A 13604-nucleotide genomic window follows, 5' to 3' on the forward strand; every position below is an offset into this window, starting at 1 on the left:
TGGTTCCTAGCAAGGACTCTTAGCCTTCTTCGGCATTTGGACCGGTTCAATCGCCGCAATCATAAAGGTTCTTGATTTATTGGAACGTTCCATTTATAGGATGCCGAAAACGGAGGTTGCCATGGATATCACCCTGCCTACGCAGAATGGCGGCCGCGTCAGCTACAAGCTGGCGGGCAGTCCGGTCGAGCCCGTAATCGGTGCGGTTTTCCCGCGCATCGCCTATGCCGCGGCCCATGTCGTCGCCGATCCTTTCGCGATGACCGACCCCTGGTCGAAGCCTGCGGTCGATTGGGACAAGACGATGGCGTTTCGGCATCATTTGTGGCGGCTTGGCTTCCGCATCGCCGAGGCGATGGACACCTCCCAGCGCGGCATGGGTTTCGACTGGGCGAATGCGCAGGAATTGATCCGCCGCTCGATCGCCGAGGCGCGCAGCGTCGAAGGCGCAGACCTCGCCTCGGGCGCCGGCACCGATCATCTGGCGCCGGGAGCTGCCAAAACCCTCGACGAGGTGACCGCCGCCTATGAGCAGCAGTTCGCTTTCATAGAAGGGCAGGGCGGCAAGGCGATCATGATGGCAAGCCGGGCGCTGGCAGCCGTGGCCAAGAGCTCAGATGACTATGTGCACGTCTACGATCGCATCCTCAGCCAGGCATCCGGCAAGGTCATCCTGCATTGGCTGGGCGACATGTTCGATCCGGCACTGAAAGGTTATTGGGGCAGCGGCAATTTCGAGGCCGCGCTCGACACCGTCGTCGCCATCATCGAGCGCCATGCTAATAAGGTCGAGGGGATAAAGATATCGCTGCTCGATGCCGGCAAGGAAGTTGCCTTGCGCAACCGGCTGCCGGAAGGCGTCGTCATGTTCACTGGCGACGATTTCAACTATCCCGTACTGATTGCCGGCGACGGGAAGCGGCACTCGCACGCCTTGCTCGGCATCTTCGACGCCATCGCGCCGGTCGCCAGTGCGGCGCTGGCGAAACTGGCTGAGGGCGACCGCGCCGGCTATGACGCGCTGATGGCGCCGACAGTGCCGTTGTCGCGCAAGATCTTCGAGGCGCCGACGGAGTATTACAAGGCCGGCATCGTCTTCATGGCCTGGCTCAACGGCCATCAGGACCATTTCGCCATGGTCGGCGGCATGCAGTCGGCGCGCGGCATCCTGCACTATGCCGACATCTTCCGCCTTGCCGACCAGGCAGGGTTGCTCGCCGATCCCGAGCTTGCGCTGGCCAGGATGAAGCATTTCTGCGCGGTTGCAGGTGCCTGAGAACGACACAATCGCTGGCTGAAACCTATCCCACGTATGGAGGATTTGCGTTCTCGCGCCAAATCTGTATTCGGTTGCCGGGATTGGATGCGGACGGAGCGGCAATGACGGAAAAAGTGGCGCTCATCACCGGTGTAACCGGGCAGGACGGGGCCTATCTCGCAGAATTGCTTCTGCAGAAGGGCTATATTGTCCATGGCGTCAAACGCCGCTCGTCCTCGTTCAACACCGAGCGCGTTGACGACATCTATGTCGATCCGCACGAGCGCGGTGCGCGTTTCTTCCTGCATTATGGCGACCTGACCGACGCGACCAACCTTATTCGCCTGGTGCAGGAGACACAGCCCGGCGAGATCTACAATCTCGGCGCCCAGAGTCATGTCCAGGTGAGTTTCGAGACGCCGGAATACACCGGCAATGCCGATGCGCTGGGAACACTCAGGCTGCTCGAGGCGATCCGCATCCTGCGCCTGGAGAAGTCGGTGCGCTTCTATCAGGCATCGACGTCGGAGCTTTACGGCAAGGCGCGCGAGGTCCCGCAAAGCGAGGCGACGCCCTTCCATCCGCGCTCGCCCTATGCCGCCGCCAAGCTTTACGCCTACTGGATCACGGTCAACTACCGCGAGGCTTACGGCATGTTCGCCGCCAACGGAATCCTGTTCAACCACGAAAGCCCGACACGCGGCGAAACCTTCGTCACCCGCAAGATCACGCGGGCCGTCGCCTCGATCCATCACGGCCTTCAGGCCACGCTCTATCTCGGCAATCTCGACGCCAAGCGTGACTGGGGCCATGCGCGCGACTATGTGGAGGGCATGTGGCGCATTCTGCAGCACAGTGAAGCCGACGATTTCGTGCTGGCGACCGGTGAGGCGCATTCGGTGCGCGAATTCGTCGAACTGGCTTTTGCCGAGACCGGACGCACCATCCGCTGGCAAGGCGAGGGTGTCGATGAAGTTGGTGTCGATGCCGGTTCGGGCACTGTCCTGGTGCGCATCGATCCGCGCTATTTCCGGCCGACCGAGGTCGACCTGCTGCTCGGCGACCCCGCCAAGGCCAAAGCCAGGCTGGGGTGGTCGCACACGACCGGCTTCAGGGATCTGGTGGCGGAAATGGTGCAGGCCGATCTGGCGCGCACCGCCGGCGGCACGCGGCAGAACAGCCGTTCTGCGTGAGGCAGGTTCATGGACGCGACATTTGATCTGAAAGGCAAGCGTGTCTTCGTCGCCGGGCATCGCGGCATGGTCGGTTCGGCCGTCGTGCGCCGGCTGGCGAGCGAGGACTGCGAGATACTCACCGTATCGCGCGACAGGCTCGACCTGCTCGACCAGGCAGGGGTGCGGCGCTGGATGGCCGAGCACAGGCCGGATGCGGTGGTGATGGCGGCCGCCAAAGTCGGCGGTATCCTGGCCAATGACCGGTTCCCTGTCGATTTCCTGCAGCAAAACCTGGTTATGCAGGGCAATGTCATTGACGGCGCCTTTCGCAGCGAGGTCGGCAAGCTTTTGTTTCTCGGCTCGTCCTGCATCTATCCAAAGCTCGCGCCGCAGCCGATCAGGGAAGACGCGCTGCTGACCGGTCCGCTCGAACCCACCAATGAATGGTATGCGATCGCCAAGATCGCCGGGCTCAAACTGTGCCAGGCCTATCGGCGCCAGCATGGCGTCGACTACATCTCGGCGATGCCGTCCAACCTTTACGGTCCTGGCGACAATTTCGATCTCCAGTCCAGCCATGTCGTGCCGGCCCTGATGCGAAAGGCGCATGCACTGGCGCTGAGCGGCGGCAACAGCCTCGAGGTCTGGGGCTCGGGCACGCCACGGCGTGAATTCCTGCATGTCGACGACGCCGCCGATGCCTTGGTCTGGCTGTTGAAGAATTATGCCGGCGACAGCCACGTCAATGTCGGTTCGGGCGAGGATGTCACCATTGCCGAGCTTGCCCAGACCGTCGCATCGGTCGCCGGCGTCGAGGCTGATATCGCCTTCGATACGACCAAGCCAGATGGCACGCCGCGCAAGTTGATGGATGTTTCGCGGCTGTTTGCAACGGGATGGCGCCCGCGCTACGCGCTTCGCGGTGGATTGGAACAGACGTATGCGTGGTTTCTCAACCATGTTGAGAAGGGTGATGTCCGCCTCGGCGCGGCCTGATTCCAATTTTCCTTGAACCATTTCGCTGCCGCCCGCGACCAAGCGGTGTGTAGCAAACACGGTCCATCAAGGAGAACGTCAATGTTTATCACTTCAAGAAACGCATTTCTCGCCGCCATCGCGGTTTCGGTGCTGGCAGGGTGTCAGACGGCACCGCCGAGGGAATGCGAGAAGACCAAGCCCGGTGTCACCTACAACGGCAAATGCTGCGGCATCGGCACCCCGTGCCGTGAAGGCAGCAACGCCCCTCATGACAAGCCCGACAGGCCCGATCCGCGGCCGCAATGATCCGCGAGCCTGAAACGTCCCGGCACGTGCCGGGACGTTTCGCCCTCCGACAGGGTGGATTTACGGATCGGAAGGCCGCTACCCGGTTCCTTGCTGGCCGGCATTTGAGTACGAAACGGGACGGCGGGGCAGTAGACGATGCGGTCGCGCAGATCGCGCGAAAACTTCCCGCCGGATCTGTACTTCAAGGGGCTGTTCGACTGTTCGAAGGGAAGGTCCTGGAGAAACTCAGATTTCGCTTTCCGTCGATGGGAGGATGCTACTAAAAAAAATTCGAGATGCTCTTGAACTCATTTGGGGCGCCTCCTAATTCGATTTCCGCTAAGGCCATAAGGCTCGGCAAAAAATGGCGGCGCCGCACGGGGCGGCGTCCTTGTACCCATGTTGCTTCAAGGAGGATGTGGCTATGAGAACCTTTGATACCCTCTATCGGACCACCGTCGGTTTCGACCGGCTTTTCGACATGCTCGACAGCGGCACGCGTCCAGACTGGCCGCCCTATAACATCGAGAAGGTCGACGAGAACGATTACCGTATCTCGATGGCCATCGCAGGCTTCAGCCAGGATGAGGTTGAGCTGACCCAGCATGGACCCGAACTGGTCGTGGTAGGCCAGAAGGCTGATGATCAGAGCGGACGCCAGCTGCTGCACCAGGGCATCGCCTATCGCAGTTTCAGGCAGACGTTCAAGCTTGCCGACCACATGAAGATCAAGGCAGCCAAACTGGAGAATGGCCTCCTCTCGATCGACATCGTCCGTGAGATTCCCGAAGAGCTGAAGCCGCGCCGCATTAGCATCGGCGTGGGCGACACGCCGACGGCCGCCACTCAGATCACGCAAGACACGGACCGCGCGCGTAAAGCCGCGTAATCCTGTCGATCTGTCACTTTGAACTGCGGGTCCGCCTCCCGGTTTCGGCCGGGAGGCTGTGATTGCGGAGAAACGAAGATGATCACTGCAGGACGTACTGGCGCGCATCTGTCGCGCGCCCGCAGTTGGCCTGGACCGCGCAAACCATGAACTCAATGGTTCGTTCGATTTGGAGGATCATATGAACGATCGGATGTTTGACAGCGCCGTTTTCGTGAAAAGCGGCGACAACCTTGTTCAGGAAATCACGTGTCTCGAGGACGCTCTGGAGTTCCTCTATGAATGGCCGAAGGACAGGCGCGGCCCCATTCACCAAACCGCATTGCGGGCCTGCCAGCGAGCTTTCGATAGCGATTATCCGCTTTCCGCAGCCAGAGACGCGTTCAGCGGTTTTGCGAAAGCAGCCAGAATCCTTGAGGAAGAAGTATCCACGACAATGCCGTGGATGATGGGCAGAGGTGGCGAAGGCGGAGGAGTGACTGCCTAAAGCGCGTCGCGCTGAAACCGATTCATGCGACACGCTTTAAGTCTTTGCTTTGATGCATGTCGTTGTCCCAGACCCGCGGCACACTTCTGCGTGACATGCATTAGGAAAGGAGGTCATGATGCTATCGAAACCTTTTGAAAAGCCAGTCCGGGTGTGGGTGGGCTTGGGCTTTCCCCGCCAACTCAACACGGTCGCAGATGCCTATCAATTCGCATCCGAATGGTGTGGCAACAGCCCGGAGCAGAGAGCTGCTATTCGCGCTTGCAAAGCCGCTCTGATTGGTGATGTGGAACCCGAGACAGCACGAGGCGTCTTCGTCGCGTTCGCTCGCAAGAAGGATATTCTTATGGAGGACGGCATCGAGCCTGCGCCTTCAAGGACGCTAAGCCCGCACCACGTCTAAAGCGCGTCGCGTTTGAACGAGGCGGCTGCCACAAGCGGTGGCCGCCTTACCGGCTAAGTTGTCGAAGGGGTGCGCCAAAAACGGGCTTGGCCAAGTGATCGAAAGGATGGTGGGCGTGACAGGGATTGAACCTGTGACCCCTGCAATGTCAATGCAGTGCTCTCCCGCTGAGCTACACGCCCATCCGAAGCCGCGCATACACCATTTTTGGTCCAGCGCGTCAATAGCCGGAAAAGGGAAAGAAAGGCTCGTTTTGTCGCGCCGCCGACGAAGCGGCGAGATCACACTGTGCGCGCTTCAGGCGGCCTGCAGCATTTTTTCGACCTCGTTGACGAGATCGCGCAGGTGGAAGGGCTTGGACAGCACCTTGGCGTCTTTCGGCGCCTTGGAATCGGGGTTGAGCGCGACGGCCGCGAAACCGGTGATGAACATCACCTTGAGGTCGGGATCGATCTCGGTGGCGCGGCGGGCGAGTTCGATGCCGTCCATCTCCGGCATGACGATATCGGTCAGCAGCAGGGAGAAAGGTTCTTCGCGCAGCCGCTCGTAGGCGCTGGCGCCATTGTCGAAATCGCTGACGTGGTAGCCGGCCCGCTCCAGTGCCTTGACCAGGAACCGGCGCATGTCGTCGTCGTCTTCCGCCAGCAGAATGCGTGCCATCTTGTCCCGTCCGAATCACCCCAGCCAAGCCTGCCGTCCGGCAAGCCCGTTAACCATCCTGTATATGAGGAGCTGACGGTAAACATCAAGTGAACGTTGGCGGCATTAATCCTGATTTGACGCGGTTCCTGACATGCCGAAATGCTGGACATGCGGCCGATGAGGTGGCAGTTTCCCATCATGATGCATTGCTGTTTCCGGGTTCGTTCAAATTGACGACGGCAGCCGAAGATTTTTCGGTCGTTCCACCCTTCGAAATCCGATCGGGCGCCGAGCAGCGCGTTCCCTTCGTCTTCAACTCACCGCATAGCGGCCGCTATTATCCAGACCGCTTCCTGGCCATGGCGCGGCTCGACCGGAACGCCATCCGCCGCTCCGAGGATTGCTATGTCGACGAGCTGTTCGGCAGCGCGGTGGTGCTGGGCGCGCCGATGCTGGCGGCGAATTTTCCGCGCGCTTACCTCGACGTCAACCGCGAACCCTGGGAACTCGACCCGCGCATGTTCGCCGAGCCGGTGCCGTCCTTCTGCAACATCCGCTCGGCGCGTGTCGCCGGCGGGCTCGGCACCGTGCCCAAGCTGGTGGGCGAGGGGCTCGACATCTATTCCGGCCGTCTGCCGCTGGCGGAGGCCGTCCAGCGCATAGAGGCGGTCTACAAACCCTATCACGAGACGCTGAAGCGGCTATTGACCAGAACCCATGCCAGGTTCGGCTATGCCGTGCTGATCGACTGCCATTCGATGCCGGCGAGCATCAGGGTGGGCGACAGCGGCCTGCGGCCGGATTTCATCGTCGGCGACCGTTTCGGCATCTCGGCCACGGCGGCCCTGACCGAGACGGCGATCGGCCTGCTCATCGGCATGGGCTACACCGTCGCCCACAACAAACCCTATGCAGGCGGTTTCATCACCGAGCATTACGGCCGGCCGGCGCGCCACCTGCATGCGCTGCAGATCGAGGTCAATCGCGGCCTCTACATGAATGAGCGGACGTTCCAGAAATCGGCCGGCTTCGATGCGCTGGCCGACGATATGGCGCGCTTTTCGGCCGACCTGATGGCGATGCCCGACCACCACTTCATCGACCTGCCGCTGGCCGCCGAATGACGCCGGAGCGGCGGCTGTTCATGCAATCCCGCGCTGGCCATCCCGCAGCGTAAAAAAAGACCGCATCGTTTGCACGACACGGTCGAAGTCTAGGGAGGAAACGCCCAAGGAGGGCATGGACAGGAAAACCTGTCCGAGAACAAATTTATTGTGCGATGCACAAATGTCAATCGATCCCACGCTTTTTTAATTCACTCTGATGTGGAAATGCGTTTCGATGGTCCCGATGTGTGACATTTCGGCAACGCTGATGTCTCTGATAAATCGATAAACCGGCTTGTTTTGGCGGGAAAGTGCCGGCAGACCGGGTTGGCACTCTGTAATGCGGGAGAATCACGTGGACATCAGCATCGATTTCATGCGCCGGATCGCGCAAGCGGCGGCGGCTGAAACCTTGCCGCGTTTCCGCGCACAGGGCGCGGTGGCCAACAAGGAAAAAGGCAGTTTCGACCCGGTCACCGAGGCCGACCGCGAGGCCGAGCGCGCCATTCGGGCGCTGATCTCGGCTGAGTATCCCGATCACGGTATCCTTGGCGAAGAACATGGCAGCGAAAACATCTCCTCAAGGCATGTCTGGGTGATCGATCCGATCGATGGTACCCGCGCCTTCATCTCAGGCTTGCCGGTGTGGGGAACGCTGGTCGGATTGACGGTCGACGGTGACGCCGTCGCCGGCATGATGGCGCAGCCGTTCACCGGCGAGCTGTTCTACGCCAACGCTTCCGGCTCCCACTACGAAGGCCCCGGTGGGCCGCGGAAGCTGTCGACCCGCAAGAGGACGAAGCTTGACGAGGCGACCTTGTTCACCACCACGCCGGCGCTTTTCAAGGGCGAGGCGCGCACCCGCTACGACGCGTTCGAGAAACAGATCCAGCTCGCCCGCTACGGAGCCGATTGCTACGCCTTTGCCATGATCGCGTCCGGCAGCGTCGACATCGTCGCCGATCCCGGATTGAAACCCTACGACATCGTGGCGCTGATCCCGATCATCGAAAAGGCCGGCGGCGTGGTCACCACATTCGAGGGCGGTCCGGCGGAAAAGGGCGGCGACATCCTGGCCGCCGCAACGCCGGAGCTTCATGCGGCTGCAATGGCAGCCCTGCGGGGCTGATAGTCGACCCGATCAGCGCGGCTTGATCGAGCGCTGGAATTCCGCCGGCGTTCGCCCGTAGACCTGCCTGAACGCTGAGCTGAAATGGCTGTGGCTGGAGAAGCCGAGGTCCAGGCCGAGCGTGGTCAGATTGTCGTAGCGGCCAAGCAGGTCGAGCGCGCGCGCCAGCCGCAGGCGCAGATGGTAGCGATAGAGCGGCATCGCCTCGACCTGCTGGAAAACCTGCGTGAGATAAACCGGTGATACCCCGACTTCAGCGGCGATCTCGGCCAGCGTCCAGCGCCGCGAAAGATCCGAGGACAGGACGAGCTTGGCGCGATCGACCAGCTTCTGCCGGCCAGCGCTGGCGCCAGCGGCATGCGAGGTGCGCTCGCCGAGGGAGCGCCGCACCAGCGTCAGCGCCAGGGTTTCGGCCTCCAGCGTTTCGGCAATGTTGCGGCTCAGGCTGTGGCGCAGCACCGCCACCAGCGCCTGAGCCCGCGGGTCGATGCGGCGGCGCTGACGACGAAACGCCACGGCGCTGCCCGAGCGCAACTGCTCCTTCGGCGTCAACTCCTGCAGTTGCGCCTCCTCGATAACGAGATCGAGGCAGGAATCGCCACCCTCGACGGGATGGCTGATCCGGTAGCCTTCGGCGTTGTTGAAGAACAACAACTGGTTGGCTTCGGCGACCGCATCGTTGCGGCCGACATGGCGCACGAAGACGCCGCGATAGGGAAACACAAGATGCGTGGCAGCGGTGCACTCTTTTTCGCTCTTGTGCCGGCATTCGCCGCTGCAGAGGACATCCCTCACCCTGACGGTGCCGGTGTCCAGAAGCGTCTGTACCGTGAACTGCGACATGGTGAGCTGAGACATGGCCGTTGCATTCTACCCTTGCGCCGAAAGCTGCTCCGGCACATTAGGCGATTGGCTTGTCCAAACCTGTCAGGAGACTTCACCTGTCGGGCCCTTCGTAACGGCCATGGCTCAGTCCCACAAACGGCGCATGTATTCGCAGTGAGCGTCGCTGCGCGACAGGCCGATGTCCTTGAGCTGTTCGTCGGTCATTTCGAGCAAGGCAAGGCGGCTTCGGCGCCTTTCCAGTTGACGGCCGATCCAGTTGGCCGCCGCGATGCCTTGTGTCCGCAAGGACCGCCGGAACGTCGCGGTTTGAGTTGTCGGCTGATGTGCGAGGCATTGCGCCGCCGCTGCATGATCGGGGCGCATCGCTCAGGCTTCCCCGTTGCCGGCCACTGATGCGCCGGCCACTGAGGCGCCGGCTTCGTTCAGCGCAATCGCGCATTCCTCGCAGCAGACCTCGACGGTCTTGCCGCCGACCTTGACGCGGATCGGGTTGGCGTCCAGCTGGCAATCGCAGGCAGCGCAGGTTTTCTCGGTCATGACGTCATCCCCTTGGCGTTCAGTATGCGGAGAGATGAGCATTCCGGGGCGGCACCGGCTGTCAGAATCTTTAGCTCTTTGGGTGCTGCCGGCGCTGCTCCTGACAGAAGGCTGTCAGCAGGCGCAAGCTCAAGGCGCCGCAACATGCAGCGCCGGCGGCATCAGGCTGTTGGGTCGTCGTTGCCGGGTATGAAGGCGTCGAAGGCGGCGAGCAACTGCTCGCGATAGACATCGGCCTCCTGCAGGATCTCGTGTTTCGAGCCATCGATCATCAGCAGCGAGCCGAGGCGCAGACGCCTGGCATAGGCTTCCACGGCCTTGGTCGAGACGACCTGATCGGCGCCGGCGGCGATCATCAGCAGCGGCACCTGGATCCTGGCCATGAAGTCGGGCTCACTGATGGCTTCGCCTGCCTTGATTGCCGCCTGCAGCCAGCGGATCGTCGGCCCGCCGAGCGCCAGTTGCGGATAGTGCTCGTAGATTTTCGTGTTGCGCTGATAGCGCCCGGGGTCCGATGTCACCTTGTTGAGGGCGAAGGGCAGGGTTTCCCTGGGACGCGGACCCCAGGCGGCGTAGAGCCGGCCGAGGCCGAGAAAGCACAATATCGAGCAGACGCGGCGCGCGGTTTTTGCCGACACGGGCGAGTCGGGCACCGTCAGGAAAGGCGCAATCAGCACCATGCGACGCACCCGGTTGACCATCGACGGCGCCGCGAGCAGCGCGATCACGGCGCCCATCGAATGGGCGAGGATGTAATACGGGCCGCGGCAGTCGGGCAGCACGATGTCCTCGAAGAACTGTTCGAGGTCGCCGGTGTAATCGTAGAAAGAGCGGACATAGCCGCGTTGCGGATCGGCGATCAGCCGGTCGGAATCGCCCTGGCCGCGCCAGTCGAGCGTGGCGACGCCGAGGCCGCGGTCGGTCAGGTTGCGGATGGTTTCGAAATACTTCTCGATGCACTCGTTGCGGCCGGGCAGCAGCACGACGGTGCCTTTCAGCGGCCGGGTGATCGCGGCAAACAGGCCGTAGCGGATCTTCTTGCCGTCGCGCGTGGTGAAAAAGCCGCCGGCGACATTTTGCGGCGGCGGATTGCCTGGCGTGGGATGGAAGAGATCCGTCATTAGGCGCTTGCGTCTTCGTGGTGTCTCACCCGGCAGGGCGTCGGCATGGTGATAGACGCCAATGGATGAAAAGCAAAGGGAGGACGCCAAGGGGGCGGACGAACGACAAGCAAGGCCGGAAGCAGCCTGCGGCGGCGTGCTTCCGGCCTCTGTCGATCCGGGAGGAAGGGACGTTACACCCGGTCGGCCTCGTCGCGGCGCTTTCATCCGGCGCCGCCTGGTTCTTTATCCTGGGGGCACTCTAGCGCCGGCCGGCTGAACGGGCGCCGAAGCAGCGGTTCATCTGCCGTTCATCGACGCCTCGATTGGCGCTCTTCAAAAATCCTTGAAATGCGCTTTTGCGCTCCCCAAATGTCGGATGCAGCCGCCGATGTCGGGGCTGCTGGTCCACCCGAAACGCCTTTCCAGGGTTTCGCACCGGCCACACGCAAACATGTTGCTCAACAGGAGAACACCTCATGCGTCACGTTGATTTTTCCCCGCTCTATCGCTCGACCGTCGGCTTCGACCGCCTGTTCACCATGCTCGACTCGCTGGCCCAGCCCGATGGCGCGCAGACCTATCCGCCCTACAACATCGAGCGCACCGGCGAGGACGCCTATCGCATCTCGATGGCGGTTGCCGGCTTCTCGGACGAAGAGATTTCGATCGAAGCCCACCGCAACGTGCTGACCGTCAAGGGTGAGCGCAAGGAAGAGGGCAATGGCGAAGGCTCCGAGCTGCTCTACCGCGGCATTGCCTCGCGTTCGTTCGAGCGCCGCTTCCAGCTTGCCGACCATGTCGAGGTCGTCGGCGCCACCCTGAAGAACGGCCTGCTTTTCGTCGACCTTAAGCGCAACATCCCCGAGGAGCTGAAGCCGCGCAAGATCGCGATTACCGCCTCTTCGGCCAACGCCAAGCAGATCGAGGCCAAGAACGCCGCGTGATCAAGACGGCGGCGTCACAACGCCCAAGGTTGAAAGCGTCTCCTCCCGAGACGAAAGCGGCGCCGCGAGGCGCCGCTTTTTTTCGCCGCAGCCTCTGTCACCCCAACCGAAGAGTTCTGGCTCTTTTGCGGCGGGCGCCGTCTTCCCATGAAGGGCGATGTCTGATCTTTCGGCTGATTTTTCCCTGGCCCTAACGGCAACCATTGCGGTGACCTTCCTGCTGGCCGGCATCGTCAAGGGCGTTACCGGTATGGGACTGCCGACGTTGGCGATGGGGCTGCTGGGCACAATCATGCCGCCGGTCGCCGCGGCTTCGCTGCTGATCGTGCCGTCCTTCGTCACCAATATCTGGCAGCTGTTTGCCGGCCCGAGCTTCGGATGGATCCTCAGGCGGCTGTGGCTGATGATGGTCGGCATCGTCGCCGGCACGCTGGCCGGCTCATGGCTGCTGGCCAGCGACAATGTCAAATGGACGACGGCCGGCCTCGGGGCGGCGCTGATCGTCTATGCCGTCTATACGCTGCTGGAGCGGCAGTTGACGGTTCCCGCGTCAGCCGAGCGCTGGTCGTCGCCCATCGTCGGTTTCCTTACCGGCATCGTCACCGGCGGCACCGGCGTGTTCGTCGTGCCCGCTGTACCTTACATTCAGGCGCTGGGCTTGAGCCGTGACGATCTGATCCAGGCGCTCGGCCTGTCCTTCACCGTGTCGACGATCGCGCTCGCTGCCGGCCTTGCCTCGCACGGCGCGTTCCAGGTCGGGCATGTCGCCATGTCGTCGCTGGCGGTTGCGCCGGCCTTGCTCGGCATGTGGCTCGGACAGTTGCTCCGGCAGCGGATCAGCCCGGCGACCTTCCGGCGCTGGTTTCTTGTTTTCCTGATCTTGCTTGGCCTCGAGCTTTTGGCGCGGCCTTTCCTTGCTTAGCCACCGGTGCCGGTTGCGAGAACGGCCTCGATGTTTTGCCGGTGGACGGGCTCGTACAGCGCGAAGTACTCGACCGCGCCCGTGGCGAATATGTCGGCGCCGAAGGTTTTCAGATCCTGCTTCGCAAGATCAGGCTCACGCCGGCAGCGAAGCAGTTTTTGAACGTAGGCTTGCGTGGCGGCGATGAGGCCTTTGTCGTAGCCGCCTCGCTCAATCGCTTCGACCGAGCCGTGATTGGGCAAGATGCGGTCTATCGGCCACCCGCTCATGCGTTCGAGATCGACCAGATGTTGCGCCAGCCGATCCGCCTCGCTGACATAGGTGATCGGATCCTCGAGCGTGTCGCCCGCCAGGAGCAGGCCGGTTTCGGGCATGAACAGCACCGTGCCGTCATGGCTGTGGATTTCGACCTGACGCAGTTCGACGGCGATCGATCCAACGGCGAGGTCAAGACTGCCTGCGAAGGTCCTGTTCGGCAGCACGAGAGGCTTGATCGGTGGAACACCGCTTTCGATCTCAGCCCGGTTGTTCGCGAGCGCCGAGGCGGTGAGCGTGTTGGCGATAATCTCGCAATCCTGAAACACCTCATTGCCGGCAATATGATCGTCATGCCAGTGGCTGAGCACGACCCGGATCGATGTTGCGCCCATGTCTTCGAGCGTCTGCCTGATGAAGCGCGCGTGAGGCAGCGAAATATGCGTGTCGTAGACAAGTGCCTGCGAACCATCGACGATCGCATAGGTGCAGATGCCGAGGGCATAGGCGCCGTCGTCCAGCCAGTTCGGCTCGTCCGACCAGGCGCGAACGCCGTCAACGCGGCCATCGTAGAAGCCGAGCACGTTTGGCGCCGGGCGAACCAGCCGCATGGTTGAGCCGAGAGGTGGCTTTGTCATTGGC

17 protein-coding genes and 1 tRNA gene are annotated in these 13604 nt (G+C 62.1%); 11 read left to right on the forward strand and 7 right to left on the reverse strand.

Annotation, left to right across the window (positions count from 1 at the left end; all coding sequences use genetic code 11):
* Window positions 1-121 precede the first annotated feature (121 nt).
* The 7 genes from NKJ75_RS01510 to NKJ75_RS01540 all read left to right on the forward strand — a co-directional run bounded on the left by NKJ75_RS01510 (window position 122) and on the right by NKJ75_RS01540 (window position 5478).
* Window positions 122-1276 carry a dihydrodipicolinate synthase family protein gene (locus NKJ75_RS01510; protein WP_023744189.1) on the forward strand — a complete coding sequence of 385 codons (1155 nt, stop codon included), beginning with the start codon at window positions 122-124 and terminating at the stop codon, window positions 1274-1276.
* Window positions 1277-1380: 104 nt separating this feature from the next.
* The gene (gene gmd, locus NKJ75_RS01515) at window positions 1381-2451 is read left to right on the forward strand and encodes a GDP-mannose 4,6-dehydratase (protein WP_023686427.1); all 1071 of its coding nucleotides are present in this window, start codon (window positions 1381-1383) and stop codon (window positions 2449-2451) included.
* 9 nt (window positions 2452-2460) lie between these two features.
* Window positions 2461-3429 (forward strand): GDP-L-fucose synthase, encoded by a 969-nt coding sequence (fcl, locus tag NKJ75_RS01520; RefSeq protein ID WP_352499065.1) that lies wholly within the window; start codon window positions 2461-2463, stop codon window positions 3427-3429.
* Window positions 3430-3510: 81 nt separating this feature from the next.
* Complete coding sequence (locus NKJ75_RS01525; protein WP_081732499.1) at window positions 3511-3717, forward strand: hypothetical protein; 207 nt, start codon at window positions 3511-3513, stop codon at window positions 3715-3717.
* A gap of 406 nt (window positions 3718-4123) precedes the next feature.
* Window positions 4124-4588, forward strand: coding sequence for an Hsp20 family protein (locus NKJ75_RS01530; RefSeq protein WP_023671192.1), 465 nt, complete (start codon window positions 4124-4126; stop codon window positions 4586-4588).
* A 181-nt stretch (window positions 4589-4769) separates the two neighbouring features.
* Complete coding sequence (locus tag NKJ75_RS01535) at window positions 4770-5075, forward strand: DUF982 domain-containing protein (protein WP_023701027.1); 306 nt, start codon at window positions 4770-4772, stop codon at window positions 5073-5075.
* Window positions 5076-5190: 115 nt separating this feature from the next.
* Window positions 5191-5478, forward strand: a complete 288-nt coding sequence (locus tag NKJ75_RS01540) for a DUF982 domain-containing protein (RefSeq protein ID WP_031197745.1) — start codon at window positions 5191-5193, stop codon at window positions 5476-5478.
* Window positions 5479-5585: 107 nt separating this feature from the next.
* Here the strand turns inward: NKJ75_RS01540 and NKJ75_RS01545 are convergent.
* Window positions 5586-5660, reverse strand: a tRNA-Val gene (locus NKJ75_RS01545).
* Window positions 5661-5775: 115 nt separating this feature from the next.
* Entirely contained in the window at window positions 5776-6138 is a 363-nt protein-coding gene (cpdR, locus tag NKJ75_RS01550; RefSeq protein ID WP_023671195.1) for a cell cycle two-component system response regulator CpdR, read from the reverse strand.
* 164 nt (window positions 6139-6302) lie between these two features.
* On the opposite strand from cpdR, the gene NKJ75_RS01555 reads away from it, so the two are divergent.
* Both NKJ75_RS01555 and hisN read left to right on the forward strand, forming a co-directional pair.
* On the forward strand, window positions 6303-7244 hold the full coding sequence (locus tag NKJ75_RS01555) for an N-formylglutamate amidohydrolase (protein ID WP_023704024.1): 942 nt from the start codon (window positions 6303-6305) through the stop codon (window positions 7242-7244).
* A gap of 337 nt (window positions 7245-7581) precedes the next feature.
* Window positions 7582-8355 (forward strand): histidinol-phosphatase, encoded by a 774-nt coding sequence (gene hisN, locus NKJ75_RS01560; RefSeq protein ID WP_023671197.1) that lies wholly within the window; start codon window positions 7582-7584, stop codon window positions 8353-8355.
* A gap of 12 nt (window positions 8356-8367) precedes the next feature.
* Here the strand turns inward: hisN and NKJ75_RS01565 are convergent, their stop codons facing one another.
* From NKJ75_RS01565 to NKJ75_RS01580, 4 genes are all read right to left on the reverse strand, one after another.
* Complete coding sequence (locus tag NKJ75_RS01565; protein WP_023755027.1) at window positions 8368-9198, reverse strand: helix-turn-helix domain-containing protein; 831 nt, start codon at window positions 9196-9198, stop codon at window positions 8368-8370.
* Window positions 9199-9324: 126 nt separating this feature from the next.
* The gene (locus NKJ75_RS01570) at window positions 9325-9564 is read right to left on the reverse strand and encodes a DUF1127 domain-containing protein (RefSeq protein WP_023686421.1); all 240 of its coding nucleotides are present in this window, start codon (window positions 9562-9564) and stop codon (window positions 9325-9327) included.
* 3 nt (window positions 9565-9567) lie between these two features.
* A complete protein-coding gene (locus NKJ75_RS01575) occupies window positions 9568-9738 on the reverse strand; it encodes a hypothetical protein (protein ID WP_023683236.1) in 171 nt (56 codons plus the stop codon).
* Window positions 9739-9899: 161 nt separating this feature from the next.
* Window positions 9900-10859: an alpha/beta fold hydrolase gene (locus NKJ75_RS01580; protein ID WP_023686420.1), complete on the reverse strand. Its 960-nt coding sequence runs from the start codon at window positions 10857-10859 to the stop codon at window positions 9900-9902.
* A 458-nt stretch (window positions 10860-11317) separates the two neighbouring features.
* On the opposite strand from NKJ75_RS01580, the gene NKJ75_RS01585 reads away from it, so the two are divergent.
* Together NKJ75_RS01585 and NKJ75_RS01590 are read left to right on the forward strand one after the other, a co-directional pair.
* Window positions 11318-11785, forward strand: a complete 468-nt coding sequence (locus NKJ75_RS01585; RefSeq protein ID WP_023671202.1) for an Hsp20 family protein — start codon at window positions 11318-11320, stop codon at window positions 11783-11785.
* A 157-nt stretch (window positions 11786-11942) separates the two neighbouring features.
* Window positions 11943-12707: a sulfite exporter TauE/SafE family protein gene (locus NKJ75_RS01590; RefSeq protein WP_352499066.1), complete on the forward strand. Its 765-nt coding sequence runs from the start codon at window positions 11943-11945 to the stop codon at window positions 12705-12707.
* Here the strand turns inward: NKJ75_RS01590 and NKJ75_RS01595 are convergent.
* Window positions 12704-13600 (reverse strand): MBL fold metallo-hydrolase, encoded by an 897-nt coding sequence (locus NKJ75_RS01595; RefSeq protein WP_352499067.1) that lies wholly within the window; start codon window positions 13598-13600, stop codon window positions 12704-12706. The genes NKJ75_RS01590 and NKJ75_RS01595 overlap by 4 nt on opposite strands.
* Window positions 13601-13604: the final 4 nt, after the last annotated feature.

It is taken from the genome of Mesorhizobium sp. M0058, from assembly GCF_040323095.1.
Classification (GTDB): Bacteria; Pseudomonadota; Alphaproteobacteria; order Rhizobiales; family Rhizobiaceae; genus Mesorhizobium.